This window comes from Streptomyces sp. NPDC101160 (assembly GCF_044768205.1).
GTDB lineage: Bacteria > Actinomycetota > Actinomycetes > Streptomycetales > Streptomycetaceae > Streptomyces.
This window is the reverse complement of sequence record NZ_JBIWPJ010000004.1, coordinates 184877-203318: the sequence shown is the minus strand read 5'-3', so window position 1 is coordinate 203318 and position 18442 is coordinate 184877. Positions and strand designations below refer to the sequence as shown.

General features: G+C 72.7%; 16 protein-coding genes. 8 read left to right on the top strand and 8 right to left on the bottom strand.

Features of this window, described 5'->3' with window-relative positions; all coding sequences use genetic code 11:
* Positions 1 to 41: 41 nt before the first annotated feature.
* Together ACIRSU_RS13990 and ACIRSU_RS13985 are read left to right on the top strand one after the other, a co-directional pair.
* On the top strand, positions 42 to 2369 hold the full coding sequence (locus ACIRSU_RS13990) for a glycoside hydrolase family 3 protein (protein WP_403791777.1): 2328 nt from the start codon (positions 42 to 44) through the stop codon (positions 2367 to 2369).
* A gap of 58 nt (positions 2370 to 2427) precedes the next feature.
* Positions 2428 to 3792: a hypothetical protein gene (locus tag ACIRSU_RS13985; protein WP_403791775.1), complete on the top strand. Its 1365-nt coding sequence runs from the start codon at positions 2428 to 2430 to the stop codon at positions 3790 to 3792.
* 6 nt (positions 3793 to 3798) lie between these two features.
* On the opposite strand, the gene dnaN is transcribed toward ACIRSU_RS13985, so the two are convergent.
* On the bottom strand, positions 3799 to 4926 hold the full coding sequence (gene dnaN, locus ACIRSU_RS13980) for a DNA polymerase III subunit beta (protein ID WP_403791773.1): 1128 nt from the start codon (positions 4924 to 4926) through the stop codon (positions 3799 to 3801).
* A 135-nt stretch (positions 4927 to 5061) separates the two neighbouring features.
* On the opposite strand from dnaN, the gene ACIRSU_RS13975 reads away from it, so the two are divergent.
* Together ACIRSU_RS13975 and ACIRSU_RS13970 are read left to right on the top strand one after the other, a co-directional pair.
* Positions 5062 to 6222: a serine hydrolase domain-containing protein gene (locus tag ACIRSU_RS13975; RefSeq protein WP_403791771.1), complete on the top strand. Its 1161-nt coding sequence runs from the start codon at positions 5062 to 5064 to the stop codon at positions 6220 to 6222.
* The gene (locus ACIRSU_RS13970; protein ID WP_403791769.1) at positions 6219 to 6611 is read left to right on the top strand and encodes a hypothetical protein; all 393 of its coding nucleotides are present in this window, start codon (positions 6219 to 6221) and stop codon (positions 6609 to 6611) included. The genes ACIRSU_RS13975 and ACIRSU_RS13970 overlap by 4 nt, the downstream gene beginning before the upstream one ends.
* Positions 6612 to 6696: 85 nt before the next feature.
* On the opposite strand, the gene ACIRSU_RS13965 is transcribed toward ACIRSU_RS13970, so the two are convergent.
* On the bottom strand, positions 6697 to 7311 hold the full coding sequence (locus ACIRSU_RS13965) for a YceI family protein (RefSeq protein WP_403791768.1): 615 nt from the start codon (positions 7309 to 7311) through the stop codon (positions 6697 to 6699).
* A gap of 224 nt (positions 7312 to 7535) precedes the next feature.
* On the opposite strand from ACIRSU_RS13965, the gene ACIRSU_RS13960 reads away from it, so the two are divergent.
* The 3 genes from ACIRSU_RS13960 to ACIRSU_RS13950 all read left to right on the top strand — a co-directional run bounded on the left by ACIRSU_RS13960 (position 7536) and on the right by ACIRSU_RS13950 (position 10089).
* Positions 7536 to 8048, top strand: a complete 513-nt coding sequence (locus ACIRSU_RS13960; RefSeq protein ID WP_403791766.1) for a hypothetical protein — start codon at positions 7536 to 7538, stop codon at positions 8046 to 8048.
* A gap of 241 nt (positions 8049 to 8289) precedes the next feature.
* Complete coding sequence (locus ACIRSU_RS13955; RefSeq protein ID WP_403791765.1) at positions 8290 to 9873, top strand: acyl-CoA carboxylase subunit beta; 1584 nt, start codon at positions 8290 to 8292, stop codon at positions 9871 to 9873.
* A 15-nt stretch (positions 9874 to 9888) separates the two neighbouring features.
* A complete protein-coding gene (locus ACIRSU_RS13950; protein ID WP_403791763.1) occupies positions 9889 to 10089 on the top strand; it encodes an acyl-CoA carboxylase subunit epsilon in 201 nt (66 codons plus the stop codon).
* Positions 10090 to 10147: 58 nt separating this feature from the next.
* Here the strand turns inward: ACIRSU_RS13950 and ACIRSU_RS13945 are convergent, their stop codons facing one another.
* The gene (locus ACIRSU_RS13945; RefSeq protein WP_403791761.1) at positions 10148 to 11515 is read right to left on the bottom strand and encodes a uracil-xanthine permease family protein; all 1368 of its coding nucleotides are present in this window, start codon (positions 11513 to 11515) and stop codon (positions 10148 to 10150) included.
* Positions 11512 to 12636, bottom strand: a complete 1125-nt coding sequence (locus tag ACIRSU_RS13940) for an aryl-sulfate sulfotransferase (RefSeq protein ID WP_403791759.1) — start codon at positions 12634 to 12636, stop codon at positions 11512 to 11514. The genes ACIRSU_RS13945 and ACIRSU_RS13940 overlap by 4 nt, the downstream gene beginning before the upstream one ends.
* A gap of 158 nt (positions 12637 to 12794) precedes the next feature.
* Between ACIRSU_RS13940 and ACIRSU_RS13935 the strand changes: the two genes are divergently transcribed.
* The gene (locus tag ACIRSU_RS13935) at positions 12795 to 13349 is read left to right on the top strand and encodes a helix-turn-helix domain-containing protein (protein ID WP_403791757.1); all 555 of its coding nucleotides are present in this window, start codon (positions 12795 to 12797) and stop codon (positions 13347 to 13349) included.
* 94 nt (positions 13350 to 13443) lie between these two features.
* Here the strand turns inward: ACIRSU_RS13935 and ACIRSU_RS13930 are convergent, their stop codons facing one another.
* The 4 genes from ACIRSU_RS13930 to ACIRSU_RS13915 form a co-directional block, all read right to left on the bottom strand.
* Positions 13444 to 14025, bottom strand: coding sequence for a GTP-binding protein (locus ACIRSU_RS13930; protein ID WP_399749970.1), 582 nt, complete (start codon positions 14023 to 14025; stop codon positions 13444 to 13446).
* Positions 14006 to 14581 (bottom strand): DUF742 domain-containing protein, encoded by a 576-nt coding sequence (locus ACIRSU_RS13925; RefSeq protein ID WP_403791755.1) that lies wholly within the window; start codon positions 14579 to 14581, stop codon positions 14006 to 14008. The genes ACIRSU_RS13930 and ACIRSU_RS13925 overlap by 20 nt, the downstream gene beginning before the upstream one ends.
* A gap of 94 nt (positions 14582 to 14675) precedes the next feature.
* Positions 14676 to 15089, bottom strand: a complete 414-nt coding sequence (locus ACIRSU_RS13920; protein ID WP_362534025.1) for a roadblock/LC7 domain-containing protein — start codon at positions 15087 to 15089, stop codon at positions 14676 to 14678.
* 10 nt (positions 15090 to 15099) lie between these two features.
* Complete coding sequence (locus ACIRSU_RS13915) at positions 15100 to 18375, bottom strand: nitrate- and nitrite sensing domain-containing protein (RefSeq protein WP_403791753.1); 3276 nt, start codon at positions 18373 to 18375, stop codon at positions 15100 to 15102.
* Between the last annotated feature and the right edge of the window lie 67 nt (positions 18376 to 18442).

Sequence of the window (18442 nt, the reverse complement as noted above, 5' to 3'; positions counted from 1 at the left end):
GTACCGGGGTTCCGGGGCCTTTACGCCCAAGTATGTCCGGTATGACTAGTCGTACATTCCATGGGGTGCGGCCGGGCGCGGTGGCGGCCGTCACCGCGGCCGTCAGCGCGGCGGCCCTGCTCACCGGAGACCCCACCGCCGCGGCGGCCGCGCCCGGGACCGAGCGGAACCGGCACCCGGTGCGGCTCGTCGCCCCGCCGGTCACGACGGTGACCGAGGGCGGCACCGCCCGGGTCCGCCTCCGCCTCGACGCCACCCGCCCGCTGACCCGCCGCGTGACGGTCCGCTGGACGACGGCCGGCCGCCCGACGGCGGCCGCACGGGCGGGCGCGCCCGCGCCGGCGGCCGGGCCGCGGGCCGCCGACCCCTCCCGTGACTACCGGGCCGCCTCCGGCACCGTCATCTTCCCGATCGGCACCCTGCCCGGGGCCGTACGCACCGTCGAGGTCGCCACCCTGCGCGACCCGACGCCCGAGACCGCCGAGACCGTGCCGGTCACCCTCGACGTCACCGGCGCCACCGCGCCCGAACGGCCCCCGCTGGTCGTGGTGGACGCCAACGGCCTGCCGTACCTGGACCCGGCCCGGTCCGTCCGGGAACGGGTCGCCGACCTGCTCGGACGGATGACCCTCGCCGAGAAGGTCGGGCAGATGACCCAGGCCGCCCGCAACACCCTCGGCGCCGACCAGGACATCACCACCTACGCCCTCGGCTCCGTCGTCCACGACTCCGCGGCCGACGGCGCGCCGGCCCGCACCGCCGAGGAGTGGCGGCAGACCACCGACGGCTACCAGGGGTACGCGCGCGCCACCCGCCTGCAGATCCCGCTGCTGCTCGCCACCGACGCCGTGCACGGCCACGCCCTGGTCAAGGACGCCACGGTCATGCCGCACAACATCGGACTCGGCGCCACCCGCGACCCCGCGCTCGTCGAACGGCTCGCCGCGATCACCGCCGAGGAGGCGCGGGCGACCGGCATCGCCTGGAACTTCTCGCCCTGCGTCTGCGTCGTGCGCGACGTGCGCTGGGGCCGCACGTACGAGTCCTTCGGCGAGGACCCGGACCTGGTCTCCTCCCTGGCGGTCGCCGTCCGCGGCCTCCAGGGCGCCGCCGACGGCAGCGACCTCGCCCGCAACGACAAGGTGCTGGCCACCGTCAAGCACTTCATCGGCGACGGCGGCACCGCCTACGGCTCCGGCCGGCCGCCGTACACCCTCGACCAGGGCGCCACCCTGATCGACCGCAACGAACTGGAGAAGGTGCACCTCGCCCCGTTCCGGCGGGCGATCGCCCTCGGGGCGGGCTCGGTGATGCCCTCGTTCTCCTCGCTCGAAGTCGTCGGCGAGCCCGGCGGGCCGGTGAAGATGCACGCCCACCGGAAGATGCTCAGCGGGGTCCTGAAGGGCGAGCTCGGCTTCCGGGGCATCGTCGTCAGCGACTGGGAGGCCGTCGACCAGATGCCGGGCGACGCGGTCGGCAACGTGCGCGACGCGGTCAACGCCGGGATCGACATCACCATGGCCCCGCTGACCTACAGGGACTTCGGCCGGATCGTCACGGACGAGGTCGCCGCGGGCAGGATCCCGCTCTCCCGGATCGACGACGCCGTCCGCCGGATCCTGGAGAAGAAGTTCCTCCTCGGCCTCTTCGAGAAGCCGTACGCCGACACCGCCCACCTCGCCGGGATCGGCTCCGCCGAGCACCGGGCGGCCGCCCGCGAGGCCGTGGCGAAGTCACAGGTGCTGCTGAAGAACGAGGCGCAGCTGCTGCCGCTGAGGAAGGGCCGGCGGCTGTACGTGGCCGGCTCCGACGCCGACGACCTCGCCGCCCAGGAGGGCGGCTGGACCATCGGCTGGCAGGGCGCCGCCGACCGCGCGACGCGCGGCACCACGATCCTGCAGGCCATCCGCAGGGCGGACCCGACGGCCCGCGTCACCTACTCCGAGGACGCCTCGGCCCCGATGACCGGGCACGACGTGGGCGTGGTCGTGGTCGGTGAGGACCCGTACGCGGAGGGGATGGGCGACGTCGGCACCGAGGGCCACGACCTGGAGCTCTCGGCGGCCGACAAGCAGGCCGTCGACCGCGTCTGCGGGCGGATGCGGTGCGTGGTCCTGGTCGTCTCCGGCCGCCCGCAGTTCATCGGTGACCGGCTCGGCGAGATCGGGGCGCTGGTCGCCTCCTGGCTGCCCGGCAGCGAGGGCGACGGGATCGCCGACGTCCTCTACGGGCGCCGGGGCTTCACCGGCCGGCTGCCGCTGACCTGGCCGAAGTCCGAGGACCAGCTGCCGCTGAAGCAGGCCGGCCGCCTGGGCACCCCGCAGTTCCCGTACGGCTGGGGCCTGATCACCCGGCCCCGCGGGCGCTGATCGCACGGCCGTGCGACATCAGGTCTGAATATCCCTCTTTGGGGGTAATCACGGTGGTATGAGGACCAGGATCCCGCTGCTGTCGGCCATCGGCGGACTGCTTCTGCTGCTCTCCCTGGCCCTGGCGCCCCTCGCGGGCGCCAGGGCCACGGGGATCTCCGACGCGGCCGCCGCCCTGAAGCAGGGCCCGGTGTACGTGGACCCCGGGGCGGCCGGACAGCTGTCGAAGGGGGACGCGGACGCCCTGGCGAAGAAGATCAAGGACGCGGACAAGCCGCTGTTCGTGGCGGTGCTGCCGGCGAACGCGCAGTTCCCGCCGAAGGACCTGCTGCTCAGACTGCGCACCGACACGGGGATCACCGGCCTCTACGCCGTACGCCTCGGCAACGGCTTCGACGCGGGCGCCGACCGTGTCGTGCTGTCCAAGAACGCCGTGCACAACCTCGTCACGGCCGTGAAGGAGCCGGGCGTCGACGCGAAGACCCAGCTGAACAACTTCGTCGACCAGGCCCTGCCGAGCATGCGCGGCTCCGCGCCCGCCTCCTGGGGCGGGGCCGGCAAGGGCAGCGGGGTGCCGGTGGCCGGCCTGGTCACCCTGGGCGCGGTCGTGGTGGCCGGCGGCGCCGGCCTCTACGCGCTCTCGCGGCGCAAGCGGCTGCGCCGGGAGGCCGAGGAGCGTGCGGCCCTGGACCGGCTGCGGGTCGTCGTCGACGAGGACATCACCGCCTTCGGCGAGGAACTGGAGCGACTCGACTTCCACCCGGCCGAGGCGGGCGCCACGGACGCCATGCGCGGTGACTACGAACGGGCCCTCGACTCCTACGACCAGGCGAAGTCCCGGATGGGCGCGGTGACCCGGCCGCACGAGGTGCGCGGGGTCACCGAGTCGCTGGAGGACGGCCGCTTCTCGCTCGCCGTGCTCGCCGCGCGTCGGGAAGGCCGGCCGCTGCCCGAGCGGCGCGCGCCCTGCTTCTTCGACCCGCGCCACGGCCCGTCCGTCGCGGACCGCACCTGGACTCCGGCGGGCGGCTCGGCCCGCGAGGTCCCGGTCTGCGCCGCCGACGCGGCCCGCCTGGACGACGGGCTCGACCCGCAGGCCCGCACGGTCGAGACCGACGGCGGCCGCCGCCCGTACTGGGAGGCCGGACCGGCGTACGGCCCCTGGGCCGGCGGCTACTTCGGCGGCGGCATGCTGCCCGGCCTGCTCGTCGGCACCGTGCTCGGCTCGATGCTCGCCACCCCGGCCTACGCCGCCGAGTACGGCGGCGGGGACTTCCAGCACTTCCAGGGCGGCGACTTCTCCGGCGCCGACTTCAACCCGGACGACTTCGGGTCGGGCGACTTCGGCGGTGGTGGCGGTGACTTCGGTGGCGGCGGTGACTTCGGAGGCGGTGGCGACTTCGGAGGCGGCGGCGGCTTCTAACGGCCCTCACACCAGCGGCTTCACCGACATCAGCAGATGACGGTGGGTCCCGGCCCCGCCGTCGCCGCCCGCCGTGATCAGCGCGCGCTGCCCCGGGCCGACGAGGTGGAGGCCGAGCTCCGGCGCGTCGAAGGAGCCGAGCGCGTCCAGGAGATAGCCCGGGTTGAAGGCGACCGTCATCGACCCGGCCCCGGTGAGGGCGGCCGGCAGCCGTTGCGAGGCCACGTCGTCCTCGTACCCGGCCTGGAGGTGGACCGTCGTGCCGTCGAACGCGAGCTGTACGGGGCTGTCGCCCTCCGCGACCACCGCGACCCGCTTCACGGCCTCGACCAGAGGGACCCGCTCGGTGACCGCGACGGCGTGCTCGCCGAGCGCGAAGAGCTTGTCGTGCCGGGGGAGGCGGCCGTCGATGAGCCGGGTCGTGGTGCGCTTGCCGCCGCTCTCGAAACCGGCGGAGCCGCCGTCCAGGGCCAGCCGGACCGTCCCCGCGCCCGCGAGCGAGCGGGCGATCTCGGTGAGGCGCCTGGCCGGCACCACGACGTCGACCGGCGCGTCCGGGCTGTCCGGCGCGTCCAGGGGCTCGGCCGGCCGCCAGTCCAGGGTGCGCACCGCGTAGCGGTAGCGGTCGGTCGCGGCCAGCGTCATCACCGGGCCGTCCAGGCCGAGCCGTATGCCCGTGAGGATCGGCAGCGAGTCGTCCCGGCCGGCCGCCACCGCCACGTGCCCGACGGCCGCCGCGAAGGCGTCGGCGTCCACCGTGCCGCGCCAGGCGGGCAGCGCGGGCTGGGCCGGGTAGTCGTCCAGGGGCAGCAGCGAGAGCCCGAAGCGGGCGTCGCCGCCGGTCACCGCGAGCCGGGCGCCGTCGACCGCGCAGTCCACCGGGCCGTGCGGCAGCACCTTGCAGATGTCGAGGAGCCGCCGCCCGAGCACCAGGGCCCGGCCCTCGCCGAGGACGTCGGCGGCGACCTCGATCCGCGCGGACGCCTCGTAGTCCAGACCGGAGACGCGCAGCCGGCCACCGGCCGCCTCCAGGAGCAGGCCGCCGAGGACGGGCACGGGGGAACGGGCGGGCAGCACGCGGGCGGCCCAGGCCACGGCCTCGGTCAACGCGCCGCTGTCGATACGGAATTCCATGCCGCCGACGCTAGCGACCGCCACTGACAATCGCGTCGGTCGGCGGCCGCCGGGAATCCGCGCGGGCCCTTGATCGTTCGCCTCTGCGAGGGGCAGGCGCGGACGAGCGTCCGCAGACGAAGGGGGAGGGCGGACGTGACTGACGTCCACGGCACCGTGGCGCCCGGATTCGAGTCCGTGCGCGAGGAGTTCGCCACCGTCGCAGCCGCCGAGGCGCGCGACGGCGGCGCCCAGCTCGCGGTCTACCACCGGGGCCGCCAGGTGGTCGACCTGTGGGGCGGCGACGGGGTCGACGGGGACTCGCTGCTCGCGCTGTACTCCTCGTCCAAGGGCGCCACGGCCCTGGTCGTCGCCCTTCTCGTGCAGGACGGCGCGCTCGACCTGGACCGCGAAGTGGCGTCCTGGTGGCCCGGGTTCGCCGCCGAGGGCAAGGGCGCCCTGACCCTGCGCGGGCTGCTCGCGCACCGGTCCGGCGCCATCGGCGTCGAGGGCGGCTTCACCCTCGACGAGCTCGCCGACGACCGGCTGGTCGCCGCCCGGCTCGCCGCGCACCGCCCGTACTGGGAGCCCGGCACGGGCCACGGCTATCACGCGCTCGCCTTCGGCGCCCTGGTCGGCGAGGTCGTCCTGCGGGCCACCGGCCGGACGGTCCAGGAGCTGTACGAGGAGCGGATCCGCGCCCCCTACGGAGTCGACTACCACCTCGGCCTCCCCGAGGAGCTCGAAGCGCGCTTCCGCCCGGCCCTGCCGATGCTGCCCACGCCGCTCCAGCAGGCCTTCCTGGCGGCGAGCCCGGTCGACCCGGCCAGCCTCATGGCCGTCTCCTTCGGCCTGCACGGCGACCCGCCCGCCGACCTGGTCGCCTTCGGCAACTCCCGCGCCGTCCACGCCGCCGCCCCGCTCTCCGGCGGCGGCATCGGCAGCGCGCGGGGCCTGGCCCGGATGTACGCGGCGGTCGCGGGCGAACTGGCCGGCCGGCCGCCGCTGCTGAAGCCCGACGTGCTGGCCGAGTTCTCCCGGACCCACTCCTCCGGCCGTGACCTGGTCACCGGCGAGTTCAACGCCTTCGGCCTCGGCTTCGTGCCGCTCGCCACCCGCCACCCCGAGCTGGGCCCGACCGCGATAGGCCACAGCGGCGCCCCCGGCTCCCAGTCCTTCGCCGACCCCTCCCGTACCCTCGCCTACAGCTACACCCGCCGCCGCTTCGCCTTCCTCGGCGGCCCCGGCGCCCCCGAGAACACCCGCCTGGTCCGCGCGGTGACGGCGGCCGCCGACCGTCTGGAGGAGTACGCGTGATCGAGCTGATCTTTCTGGCGGCGTTCGCCGCACTCGTCGGCTGGCTGGTCAACCGCAAGCAGCGGCGGCGATCGGACGCGTTCGCCGCGGGAGAGGTCGTCGCGGTGCCCGGCCTCCTCAAGGGGCCCGGCCAGGGGGCCCGCTGGCGGGCCGGGCGACTGGTGATCGGAGCGGAGCCGCCGGTCTGGCGGCCCTCCCGGGGCGGCCCGGAGCTCGCCCTGCCGGCGGACCTGCGCCCGGCCGGGACGCGTCCGCCCACGCTGCGTGAGGCCATCCGGTTCAATCCGAGGGCCCGGGTCGTGGCCTGTGAGTCGGCCGCGGGGCCCGTCCTGATCGCGGTCCTGCCGGAGGAGCTGGAGCGGGTGCTCGGCGCCCTGGAGCGCGGCTGAGAGACCCCGGGAAACACCACCGCCCGGCAGCCGTGGCGGCTGCCGGGTTCGGGGTGCGTGCGCTGCGGGCCCGGAAGGGGGCGGGTCAGGCGGCGTTCTTGATCGCGGAGATGTCGAAGTTCAGCTTGACCTTGTCGCTGACCATGACGCCGCCGGTCTCCAGGGCCGCGTTCCAGGTCAGGCCCCAGTCGGAGCGCAGGATCTCGGCCGAGCCCTCGAAGCCGACGCGCTCGTTGCCGTAGACGTCGGTGGCGGTGCCGTTGAACTCCAGGTCGATGGCGAGCGGCTTGGTGACGTCCTTGATGGTCAGGTCGCCCTTGACGCGGTACTTGTCGCCGCCCAGGTGGGCCGCCTCGGTGGAGCGGAAGCTCATCAGCGGGAAGGCGTCGGCGTCGAAGAAGTCAGCGCTGCGCAGGTGCCCGTCGCGGTCGGCGATGCCGGTGTCGATCGAGGCGATCTTCACGTCGATGGCGGCGCTGGAGGCGGCCGGCTCGGCGCCGTTCAGCTGCAGCTTGCCCTCGTGCTCGGCGAAGGTGCCGCGGACGTTGGTGACCATCGCGTGCCGGACGGTGAAGCCGATGCTGCTGTGGGCCGGGTCGATCGTGTAGTCGCCGGTCAGGGCGGCGAGGGCCGGGTCCACGGGGAGGGTGGCGACGGCGGCGGCGGACTCGGTGTTGTTCTTGCGGTTGAACAGACCCATGACGTGCTCCTTGGGGACGGTGCGCAGAGGGGAGAGTGCGCTTTGTTGAACCTTCAACGAGAACGACTGTAGACCTATTCCGTTCAACTTTCAACATCTAGGGAAGAGGTTCACCGAACGGCCCCCGACGCCCTCTGGCGGACGCGCGTAGAACTGCGGCACCATGCGCGAGCACCACCTGCACAGCCGTCCCCAACCGTCACGGTCATCCGCAGGAGGCATCTGTGAAACTCCGCTCCGTCCTCACCGCCCTCGCCCTGGTCCTGGGCGCCCTCTTCGCCCCCGGCTTCGGCGTGCTGGCCGGCGCCACCGACGCCCAGGCCGCCGTCACCAAGATCAGTCAGGCCACCGCCACCTCGATGTTCCGCGAGGTCGGCATCACCTGGTCCTCGTCCGGTAACTGTTCGGACCGCAACAACTCCAGCTGCACGTCCTTCGAGCAGCTCAACCTCGCCACCGCCCAGGGGGCCCAGACCCTCAAGCGCGCCAGCGGCTGCGCGATCAACATCACCGGCGGCACCGAGACCGGCCACGCGAGCGGCACCTACTCGCACTGGAACGGCTACAAGCTCGACATGAGCAAGTACACGTGCCTCGGCGGCTACATCAAGAACACCTTCAGCTACATAGGCCTGCGCGGCGACGGCGCCCCGCAGTGGCAGTCCGCCTCCGGCAACGTCTACGCCGACGAGGGCAGCCACTGGGACGTGACCTACTACAACTGCGGCGGCTGCTGAGCCGTCCGGTCCGGGCCCCCGGTCCGCCGGGGTCAGACTGAGGGGGTGGTCGGTGCGCCGGCCGCCCCCTCAGCCGTGGTCACGAGCCGCTTATGTGGAAACCCTACAATCGTCGGGGGTGTCTGGCTGTTGACTCGCGCCGGTGAGGCGACGGTTCTGTCAGGCCTCACCAGGATTCGACACGCGAGACTGTACGGAGTGGACGGCGGGGTTTTCCCGACCGACTTCGTAGGGTCGGTACATGACCGTTGTGGACCAGATCCCGAGCGAGCCCGCCGACGCCCGTGGCCGTGTGGCCGAGCTGCACGAGCTGCGTGAGCAGGCTCGGCGTGGCCCGAGTGACCGAGCGACCGAGGCTCAGCACGCCAAGGGCAAGCTGACCGCTCGCGAGCGCATCGAGCTGCTGCTCGACCCTGGTTCCTTCAACGAGGTCGAGCAGCTGCGCCGGCACCGCGCGCAGGGCTTCGGCCTGGAGGCCAAGAAGCCGTACACCGACGGTGTCATCACCGGCTGGGGCACGGTCGAGGGCCGTACCGTCTTCGTCTACGCGCACGACTTCCGGATCTTCGGCGGCGCCCTGGGCGAGGCCCACGCCACCAAGATCCACAAGATCATGGACATGGCCATCGCGGCCGGTGCCCCGCTGGTCTCCCTGAACGACGGCGCCGGCGCCCGTATCCAGGAGGGCGTCTCCGCCCTCGCCGGCTACGGCGGCATCTTCCAGCGCAACACCAGGGCGTCCGGCGTCATCCCGCAGATCAGCGTGATGCTCGGCCCGTGCGCCGGCGGCGCCGCCTACAGCCCCGCGCTGACCGACTTCGTCTTCATGGTCCGCGAGACCTCGCAGATGTTCATCACCGGCCCGGACGTCGTCAAGGCGGTCACCGGCGAGGAGATCACCCAGAACGGCCTCGGCGGCGCCGACGTGCACGCCGAGACCAGCGGCGTCGCGCACTTCGCGTACGACGACGAGGAGACCTGCATCGCCGAGGTGCGCTACCTCCTGTCGATGCTCCCGCAGAACAACCGCGAGAACCCGCCCGTCGTCGCTTCCGAGGACCCGGCCGACCGCCGCTCCGACGTGCTGCTCGACCTGGTGCCCGCCGACGGCAACCGCCCGTACGACATGCACAAGGTCATCGAGGAGCTCGTCGACGACGGCGACTACCTGGAGATCCACGAGCGCTGGGCCCGCAACATCATCTGCGCCCTGGCCCGGCTCGACGGCCAGGTCGTCGGCATCGTCGCCAACCAGCCGCAGACGCTGGCCGGTGTGCTCGACATCGAGGCGTCCGAGAAGGCCGCCCGCTTCGTGCAGATGTGCGACGCCTTCAACATCCCGATCATCACCCTTCTGGACGTACCCGGCTTCCTGCCCGGCGTCGACCAGGAGCACGGTGGAATCATCCGCCACGGCGCGAAGCTGCTGTACGCGTACTGCAACGCGACCGTGCCCCGGATCTCGCTGATCCTGCGCAAGGCGTACGGAGGCGCCTACATCGTGATGGACTCCCAGTCCATCGGAGCCGACCTGACGTACGCCTGGCCCACCAACGAAATCGCGGTGATGGGTGCCGAAGGCGCCGCCAACGTCATCTTCCGCAAGCAGATCGCGGAGGCCGAGGACCCCGAGGCGATGCGCGCGCGCATGGTCAAGGAGTACAAGGCCGAGCTCATGCACCCGTACTACGCCGCGGAGCGCGGCCTGGTCGACGACGTCATCGACCCCGCCGAGACCCGCGAGGTGCTCGTCAGGTCCCTCGCCATGCTCCGCACCAAGCACGCCGACCTGCCGTCCCGCAAGCACGGCAACCCGCCTCAGTAAGAGGAGCCCACCGAAGTGACCACGCCTGCCACAGCCAACCTGCTCCGCGTCGAGAAGGGCCACGCCGACCCCGAGGAGCTCGCCGCCATCACCGCGGTCCTCCTCGCCCGCGCCGCCGCCCAGCCCGCCGAGCCCGCCCACCCCCGCCACACGACGGCCGGCTGGCGCCGTCTGGAACGCGAGAACGGCTTCCGCGCCCCGCACAGCTGGCGCTGACAAGCGAACGAGGCCCCCGGCTCCTCCCGAGCCGGGGGCCTCGGCGTTCCCGGCGGCCCTATCCGGTGGATTCCGGCGCGGTACGGGCGCCGGGCCGCGCCCTCGTCAGGAGCGGGGTCAGCAGCACCGCCGTCAGGGTGCCCGCGACCACCCCGCTGCCCAGGACCGTACGGGCCACGGCCGGGAAGCCGTCGTACAGGCCCGGGACGAGCAGCGGCAGCAGGCCGGCCGCGAGCGCCAGGGCCGCCGCCGTCGCACCGCCGCCGGTGCCGGAGAGATCGGCCCGGCGCAGCATCTCCACGCCCATCACGGCGATCACCGCGTACACGACGAGCGAGGAGCCGCCGACCACGGCCGCCGGCAGGCCGGCCACGGCCCGGGACACCGGGGTGGCCAGGCCGAGGGCCACGAGGAGCACCCCCGCGCCCGCGGTGACGAACCGGCTGCGGACGCCGGTGAGCCGGACGATGCCGATGTTCTCCGCGCTGGTCACCATCAGCGACGTACCGAACAGGCCGCCGACCAGCGAGACCAGGGCGTCGGCGCGGGCGACCCGGGGCACGTCCCGGCCGGGGTCGGGGGTGCGGCCGACGGTCTCGCTGTTCAGCACGGTCTGGCCGGTGATCTCGGCCAGGGTGGTGAGAGCGAAGACGAGCAGCGGGAGCGCGGCGACGGGGTCGAAGCGGGGTGCGCCGTACGGGAGCAGGGCGGGCAGCGAGAAGCCGCTGCCGGCGGCGGGCGTGAACGCGCCGAGGCCGGTGACGACGGCGAGCAGCGTGCCCGCCGCCATGCCGATGAGGATCGCCGTCTGCCGCCACACCCCGCGCAGCAGCAGCAGGGCGGCGACCGTCGCGGCGACCGTGAGGCCGGCGAGCAGCACCGCGCGTGGTTCCCCGGTGCCGTCGGGGCCGGTGACGAGCCGGGCGGCGACCCGGATCATCGCGACGCCGATGAGCAGCACGGTGACGCCCATGACCAGCGGCGGGAAGAGCCGGACGATCCGCGCGTACAGCGGCAGCACGGCGATGAGCAGCGCCGCCGCGAGCAGCACGGAGCCGGTGGCGGCCGGCGCGCCGTGCTCCTGGGCGATCTGGAGGAACAGCGCCGTCGCCGCTCCGCCGGGGAGCATCACGAAGGGCAGCCGGGCGCCGATCCGCCACCTGCCGAGCGACTGCAGCAGCGCGCCCGCCCCGCACAGCACGAGCACGGCGCTGAGCAGGGACGCGGTGGCGCCCGGCGACAGGTGCAGGGTGCCCGCGGTGAGGAAGACGGTGGAGACCGGGGCGGCGATCAGCGCCAGGACGTGCTGGGCGGCCAGCGGGACGAGGCGGCGCACCGGTACGGGTGCGGAGGACGGGTCGGAGGCGACGGGCGCGTCGGAGGCGGAGGCGGAGGCGGAGGACGGGGCGGTGGCGGTCGGGGTCACGAGCCGGCCCCCAGCCACGGGAGGTCGGACGCCTGGTAGCGGTAGGCGCGGAAGACGGCGTTGGGCTCGGCGGGGAACAGGCCGCGTACCTCCTTCTCGCGGTACGGGGCGAAGTGCGGGACGACGTACTCCCAGCAGAGGTAGCCGTCCCGGGTCACCTCGAAGAGCCGTCCGGAGGGGGAGTCGGTGACCAGCGTGTTGCCGTTCGGCAGGCGCTGCGCGGAGCCCATGAACGGCGCGAAGAAGAACTCGCGGGCCGGGTCGTGGTACTCCCACACCACCTTGCCGCTGCCGCGGTCGATCTCGATCACCCGGGAGTAGGGGACGTCGCTGTGCGGCCGGAAGACGCCGTTGTCGAAGACGAGCAGCCGGCCGTCGGCGAGTTCGGTCGGCGCGTGCTGCTGGGAGACGGTGCCGGGCTCGGTCCGCCAGAGGATCTCGCCCGTGTCCCGGCTGATCACGACGACCGCGGACACGCTGCGCAGGCTCGCCAGGATGTTCCCGTCGCTCAGCGGGGTCACGCTGTTGATCAGGGGCCAGTGCTCCCGGGCGTACGCGGGGTGCAGCGGGTAGTCGGCGCGGTCGAGGTGGTCGGCGGCGCGCCAGGACCACAACAGGGTGCCGTCGGGCGCGACTTCGCGGATGGTGTCGGCCCATACGGTGCCGTCCTGCGCCTCGGAGCCGGGCACCCCGCCGCGCACGGAGGCGGCCTCGGCGCCGCGCAGGGGTTCGAGCGCGGTGTAGAGGATCCGTCCGTCGTCGAGGTGGTGGGCGTCGTGGTGCTGGAACGGGTCGCGGTGCTCGCCGAGCACCGTGCCGTCGGGCGCGGCCCGCAGCATCACGCCGCCGCGGTACTTGTGCCACATCGGGAACAGCGCCGGCTCGCCGGGCAGCACGCCGTTGTAGGCGAGCGTCCCGTCGGCGAGCAGCCGGGCGTGCCGGCCCGGCCGGTAGGGGAGCGTCCACTGGTGGACGGGCCTGCCGTGCAGGTCGACGAGGTAGACCTCGCCGGAGCCGGTCAGCGGGGCGAAGAGCGTGTAGCCCGGGGAGGCGGCCTCCTCGTCGAGGGCGACGAGGCCGGTGGGGCGCCGGCGGCGTGAGTTCTGGTCGACGACGGACATGGCGGGACTCCTCGGCTGTCAAAGTTTCTTTGATGAGAGCAACTGACTTTGACCGTAGAGGTGTTGTGTGACGGGCGTGTGTCAGGAGTACGAAACCGTGGCCGGGGTCGCCGCCCGGGTCGCGTAGGGTTCGGGAACAGGGGAAAGGGAGGGGATCGGTGGAGGCGACGGACACGCCACGCGTGGGGGCCGCCGTGCGCCGCCGGCGCCGGGCCCTGGAACTCACCCTGGCCGACGTGGCCGCCCGCAGCGGCCTGTCCTCGCCCTTCCTGAGCCAGATCGAGAACGACCGGGCCCGGCCCAGCATGCGCTCGCTGCAGCGGATCGCGGACGCCCTCGACACCACCGCCGTGCAGCTGCTCGCCGCCTCGGACGAGACGCGCACGGTCGACGTCGTACGCGCCGACGCCGACAGCGGCCTGCACCCGGACGCCCGGGTGCGGCCCGTGGTGCGCGGCCGGCACCAGCTGCACGCCCTGGAGTTCACCGGCGCGCAGGAGGCCGACCGCGAGTTCCGGCACCGCAACGACGAGCTGCTCTACGTCGCGGAGGGCGCCGTGGAGGTCGAGGCCGAGGGCCGGGTGCACCGGCTCGGACGCGGCGACACCATCCTGCTCTCCGGCGGGGTGCGGCACCGCTGGCGCACCACCGGGCCCGGCGCGCGGGTCCTGGTCGTGGCGGTGGGCGACCACGTCGAGGTCCTCGGCTCCTGACCGGCCCGTACCGCGGACCCGCACACATGCGAAGGCCCCGTACACCGGATCGGTGTACGGGGCCTTCGCGCAACTGTCCTCGGTCCGCCGGGACTTACCGCAGGCGCGCCATGAGCGCGTGCTCCACCAGGGTGATGAGCGCGCTCTTGGCGTCCGCGCGGTGGCGGGCGTCGGTCGTGATGATCGGGGTGTCGGGGCCGATCTGCAGGGCTTCGCGGACCTCGTCGGGGGTGTACGGCTGGTGGCCGTCGAAGCCGTTCAGCGCGATGACGAACGGCAGGCCCGAGTTCTCGAAGTAGTCGACCGCCGGGAAGCAGTCGGCGAGCCTCCGGGTGTCGACCAGGACGACGGCGCCGATGGCGCCCCGGACCAGGTCGTCCCACATGAACCAGAAGCGGTCCTGACCGGGCGTACCGAAGAGGTACAGGATCAGGTCCTGGTCCAGGGTGATGCGGCCGAAGTCCATGGCGACAGTCGTCGTCGTCTTGTCGCCGGTGTGGGTGAGGTCGTCGATGCCCGCCGAGGCGGAGGTCATCACGGCCTCGGTTCGCAGCGGGTTGATCTCGGAGACGGCGCCGACGAATGTGGTCTTGCCCACGCCGAAGCCGCCCGCCACCACGATCTTCGCGCTGGTGGTAGAACGAGCCGCACCGCCGTTAGAGCTTGCGAAGTCCACTGAGCACCCTTTCGAGCAGTGTCACGTCTGGCTGACCGCCGGCGGCCTCGTCGCCGCCGGGCTGGTGGATGGCGACAAGTCCGGCCTCCGCCAGGTCGGCGACGAGAATCCGGGCGACGCCGAGGGGGATGGAGAGAAGTGCCGAGATCTCGGCGACCGACTTGATCTCGAAGCACAGTCGGCAGATCCGCTGGTGCTCGGGCAACTGCCCCTGCAGCCGGGCCGGATCGGCCGTCGTACTGACCAGCGCCTCGATGGCGAGCTGGTACCGGGGCCGGGTACGGCCACCGGTCATCGCGTACGGACGGACGAGCGGGTTGTGCCCGCCCGAACCGCCCTGGGAGCCGGGCCGGCGGCCGGGCGCGGCGGGCGCGCTCGGTGAGCCGGCGGCGGTGTGCTGGACGTGCTGCGGGGCCTGGGGCTGCTGGTAGGGCTGCGACACGCCCTGTCTGCTCGGCGCGGAAGGGAAGTTGTACCGGTTCTGCGCGGCGTCGCCGAGCGGTGCCTGATGCGCGTCGTAACCGTTGTAAGGGCTCGCGCCCGGGGGTGTGCCCACGTCTTCCTCCTCCGACTGCCTCGCGGCCCCATGTCCCTCGGAACCGCGCCACCGCACCCTACGGTGCGGTGGCGAGAAACGCACTGTCTGTCTGTTAGTTGAGAAGGCTTCCCTGAAGTTCTGCCCGCAGGTCAGGCGTCAGCACGCTGCCCGCGCGGTCGACCAGCAGCGCCATCTCGTAACCCACGAGACCGATGTCGGACTCGGGGTGGGAGAGCACCGCCAGCGAGGAGCCGTCGGAGATGGACATGATGAAGAGGAAGCCGCGCTCCATCTCCACCACGGTCTGGTTGACCGCGCCGCCCTCGAAGATCCGGGAGGCGCCCGCGGTCAGCGACGTCAGACCGGACGCGACCGCCGCAAGCTGGTCGGCGCGGTCCCGGGGGAACCCGTCGGACATCGCCAGCAGGAGGCCGTCGGCGGAGACCACCACCGTGTGGGACACCCCGGGGGTGTTGTCCACGAAGTTGGTGATCAACCAGTTCAGATTCTGCGCCGCCTGGCTCATCGCGCTCACACTAACGCTCCTGGTTGTAGGTGTTGCCCGGGCCGAGGCCCGATCCGTTCGTGTCCGTACCCGCACTGCGTCCCTGCTGGATGCCCCGGCGCAGGTTGCTCAACCTGCCCCGGACGTCCTCCGGTGCGCGGGAGACCTGGGGGCCGCCCTGCGGGGTGTGCTCCGCCGCGCCCTCGACCAGATTGGCCTTGGGGACCCGTCGCGGAAGGCCGGAGGAGGTGACCCCGCCCGCCTTCGGGTCGCGGAGCTTCTCGGCCCGCTTCCAGCGCTCGTCGTTGGCCGAGCGCCAGTCGTCGGAACCGTGGGCTTCGTTGTCGTTGCCGGCCGTGCCGTTGCCGGCCGCACCGGCGTTGCCGACGCCGAAGCCGTTGAAGCTGTCGCCGACCGGCTGCGCGGGCTGGGCCTGCGGCGCGGACTGCGCGGGCTGCGCGGTCCGCGGCGCCTGGGGGGCGCCGCCGCCGCGGCGCGGCAGTCCGGCTCCGGTCAGTCCGTTGCCGGTGTCCGGGACGGGGTTCGGCGTGGCACCCGGACGGTCGAAGCCTACGTGGTCCAGGTGCTGTTCGGGAGCGACCTGGACAGATTCCGATTCCGTCCCGAACTGCTGCGCGTAGGCGTCGCCGTAGGCCGGCTGCTGCGGCCAGTCATCCTGGTGGGACTGGGGTTCGTAGCCGTTGACGTAGCCGGTCTGGCCGTTCGCCGAGCCGTCGTACGCGGCTTCCGCATACGCCTGCTCCGAGTAACCGTCGACGGGCTGCTCATAGCCCTCGTAGCCCTGCTGCGGGAAGCCGTAGGCGTCCTGCGCCGGGGCGTAGCCGTCCTGGCCCTGAGCGTAGTCGCCGGAGTACTCCGCGGCGTACTCCTGCTCGTGCTCCTGCGGTACGTAACCCTGCTGCGCGGCGCCGAGGTCGGCCCCGTCCCGGAACAGCGCGGCGTCGCCGCCGGGCTGGACCTGGGCCTCCAGGGCCGCGCGGCGCTCCTCGCGCATCAGCGAGCGGTTGACCGGGTCGAGCTGGCGCTCGTCGGCCGGCTCCTCGTAGCGCGAGTCGTCGAAGCCGAGCTCGGCCGCGGTACGCATCGGCTGCGTCTGCGGGTCGAAGGAGGGCTGCTCCTGCTGCGGCATCATCTGCGAGACGGTGAAGCCGTCCTGCATCGGCTGCTCGCCACCGCCACCGTGCGTGATCGCGTCCGGCAGCATGACGAGGGAGGTGGTGCCGGCCTGCTCGCCCGAGGGGCGCAGCTGGACCCGGACACCGTGCCGGTCGGCGAGCCGGCCGACCACGAACAGGCCCATGCGCTGCGAGATCGCGGCGTCCACGGTCGGCGGGTTGGCCAGCTTGTGGTTGATGTCCGCGAAGTCCTCGGCGGTGAGGCCGATGCCCTTGTCGTGGATCTCGACCATGACGCGGCCGTCGGGCAGCCGGGTCGCGGTGACCCGGACCTTGGTCTGCGGGGAGGAGAACGTGGTGGCGTTCTCCAGGAGCTCGGCGAGCAGGTGCACGAGGTCGGTCACGGCCTGGCCGTGGATGTCGGCCTCCGGCACGCCCTCGATGTCGATGCGCTCGTACTGCTCCACCTCGGAGGCGGCGGCGCGCATGACGTCGACCAGCGGGACCGGCTGGTCCCAGCGGCGGCCCGGCTCCTGGCCGGCGAGGACCAGGAGGTTCTCGCCGTTGCGGCGCATACGGGTGGCCAGGTGGTCCAGGCGGAAGAGGTTCTCCAGCTGGTCCGGGTCGGCCTCGTTGTTCTCCAGGTCGGTGATGAGGGTCAGCTGGCCCTCGATCAGCGACTGGTTGCGCTGCGAGAGGTTGGTGAAGATCGCGTTGATGTTGCCGCGGAGCAGGGCCTGCTCGGCGGCGAGCCGGACGGCCTCGCGGTGCACCTGGTCGAAGGCCCGGGCGACCTCGCCGATCTCGTCGGTCGTGTCGATCGGGATGGGCTGGACGCGGGTGTCGACCCGGCCCGGCTCGGTACGGGACAGCTGGTCGACGAGCATCGGCAGGCGCTGCTCGGCGATGCCGAAGGCGGCGGAGCGCAGCTCGCGCATCGAGCGGCCCATCTGGCGGGCCATGAGACCGGCGATGACGAACGCGGCGAGCAGCGCGACCACGACGACGCCACCGTTGACCCAGGCGTCGGTCTGGGCGCTGTCGGAGATGTCGGCGGCCTCGGTCACGGCCTTGTCGACGAGTTCCTTCTCCACCTCGGTGTAGCCGTCGAACTTGGCGGTGGAGACGGCCATCCAGGTGTCGGCGGTGATGCCTTCCTGCTTCAGCGAGCCGATGGCGTCGGCGTCCTTGGACCGGCCGATCGCCTGCGCCACGCCGGCGTAGACGGACGGGTCCTGGCCGCCGCCCTTGGGCAGCTCGATGCCGAGCGCGGCCATCTTCTTGGAGCCCTCGGCGGCCTTGCCCGCCATGACCTCCTTGAGCCGGTCCACGTCCTCCTGGGTACCGCCGGAGTTGTACTCGCCGAGGGCGATCTGCTCCAGGTAGTTGTACGAGTTGAACGCAACCGTCTGCTGCGCGAACACGTCCTCCTTCTTGGAAGGACGGACGAGCAGCTGGGTGCCGATCGAGCGCTGGAGGGACTCGGCGGCCTTGGCGAGCTGGATGGCGTAGACCGTACGGCCGTAGCTGGTGATGTTCCCGGTGCCCAGACCGAGCTCGTTGGAGAACTCCATCAGGTAGTGCTGGACCTCGGTGTAACCGAGCTGGGTGTTCACCGGGTCCATGGCGCGGGTGTAGGCGACCTTGCGCAGCTGCTGCAGCTTCGGCTCGGCCTTGCGGAACAGCCCGAGGCGGCGCTCCAGGCCCTGCCCGCCCGGCATGTTCTGCACGGTCTGGTCGAACTTGGCCTTGGCCTCGTCGGTGGCGGCGTACGCCTGGGCGATCTCGTCGCTCTGGCGGTCCTCGGCGCTCTTGGCCTTGAGCAGCGGAGCGGCGGTCAGGTCGCGCTCGTTGAGCAGTGCCTGGCCGTAGTCCGAGGCGGCGCGCACGATGAGCGCCGTCTTCTCGGCGTCCTGCGCCTCCTGCCAGGTGTCGATGGACGTCTTCACCTGGAAGCCGCCCATGACCAGGCCCACGAGCGCGGGTATGAGGAGGATCGCGTTCAGACGCGTGGGCACGCGCCAGTTCCGCGGCGCCAGCTTGCTGGAGCTGCCCTTGCGGCCGGCGGCCGGGGGTGGAAGCTCTTCCGCGGGCTGCGGCACCGCGTGGGACGGCGGCGTGAAGTTGCCCCGCGCCTGCGGTTCCGCGGAGCTTTCCTTGCTTCGCCTCACTCGACCAACAACCTCTCGGCGTCGGCACCTACGTTGTGCCGGGTGTTTCGTTCAGGGCCGTACTACT